Below are 1,520 nucleotides of genomic sequence, written 5' to 3' on the forward strand. Positions count from 1 at the left end.
TCCGCGCCTTTAGCTCAGTTGGTAGAGCAACGGACTTTTAATCCGCAGGTCCTGGGTTCGAGCCCCAGAGGGCGCACCAATGCGTTGCCATATATATGGTCACCATGGAGGTTTGTTATGGACCAAAAAGTTCGAGTATCGCGTGAGGCTGACATTGTCACCGTCACCTTGTGCAACCCCGCCAAGCGCAATGCGTTATCGCTAGATGTTCTGAAGGAACTCACCGCTGCCTTTGAAGAGATCGCCGTCTCTGATGCCGTGGGAGTGGTACTGGCTGCAGAGGGTCCGGTTTTTTCGGCTGGGCATAATTTCGGCGAAATGGCGGGCACGTCACGAGATGATGCGTTCGAGCTCTTCACGGTGTGTTCGAACTTGATGCAGTTGATGCATCGCATACCGCAAGTTGTGATTGCTCGGGTGCATGCACTCGCAACGGCGGCCGGGTGTCAACTTGTGGCCACCTGTGATCTTGCAGTTGCAGGGGAGTCCGCAGGTTTTGCAATTCCAGGTGGGAAGGGCGGATTGTTTTGTCACACGCCGTTAGTTGCGATTGCGCGCAATTTGTCACCAAAGCGTGCGTTGGAGATGGCAATGACTGGCGATGCAATATCTGCAGCGACTGCCCTGGAGTGGGGTTTTGTGAATGCTGTTGTGGCAGATGATGAACTTGACGCAGCAGTAAGTGACTTGATGATGCGTGCAACAAGAGGTTCACGTGAATCAAAAGCAATTGGCAAGCGTGCCTATTACGACCAAATTGTTTTGCCAGAAGATCAGGCATATGAATTCGCTTCAGCTGTAATGGCTGATGCTGTGGTGTCAGATGTTGCTCAAGAGGGCATCAATGCATTCCTCACAAAGCGCTCGCCAGATTTCGGTGGTAGGTAATAGGTATGAGTGTTGTGTTGCCCCCAGCTTCCATTATTGAAGTGGAACTTGCAGTTCAGGGAATGACCTGTGGCGCATGCGCCGCCAAAATTCAGAAAGAACTCAACGAAATTCCGGGAATTGAAGCCGCCGTCAACTACGCAACCGAATCTGCAATGGTTGCTTTTGATGGAGATTCGGTTTCCGAGGCAACTGTCATCAAGGTAATTGAACATGCCGGATATTCGGCGCGTGTGATGGATGATCAGCCGTTTGACGATGATCTTGAAGCGCGCTTACGTGCAGCATCTATTCGTTTGGGAATTTCTGTTGTGTTTACGGTTCCCGTTGTTTTGTTGTCGATGGTGATGGCGTGGCAGTTTCATAACTGGCAGTGGTGGGCGATGGGTTTGTCGGCACCGGTAGTTACATGGGGCGCATGGCCATTCCATAAGACCGCATTCCGCAATGCAATGCATGGTTCTTCAACCATGGACACCCTCATCAGTGTTGGTGTAATTGCAGCTACGGCCTGGAGTATCTGGGCTGTGGTGTGGGGCGAGGCCATTTCGTCAATGGGGCATTCCGGAATGACAATGGCGCAATCCAGTTCGTCACATGTGTATTTCGAAGTCGGTGCCACAGTGACATCG

At 51.8% G+C, this 1,520-nt stretch carries 2 protein-coding genes and 1 tRNA gene; all 3 read left to right on the top strand.

Annotation, left to right across the window (positions count from 1 at the left end):
- Positions 1-3 precede the first annotated feature (3 nt).
- Positions 4-79: transfer RNA gene (locus tag AC9UEO_RS13610), tRNA-Lys, on the top strand.
- A 38-nt stretch (positions 80-117) separates the two neighbouring features.
- Entirely contained in the window at positions 118-888 is a 771-nt protein-coding gene (locus AC9UEO_RS13615) for an enoyl-CoA hydratase-related protein (RefSeq protein ID WP_509534610.1), read from the top strand.
- 5 nt (positions 889-893) lie between these two features.
- Positions 894-1,520 (top strand): cation transporter (locus AC9UEO_RS13620; protein ID WP_509534607.1); only part of this gene is annotated, 627 nt, incomplete at its 3' end.

Source organism: Limnohabitans sp. (genome assembly GCF_040401495.1).
In the GTDB taxonomy this organism is placed as follows: Bacteria; Pseudomonadota; Gammaproteobacteria; order Burkholderiales; family Burkholderiaceae_C; genus Limnohabitans.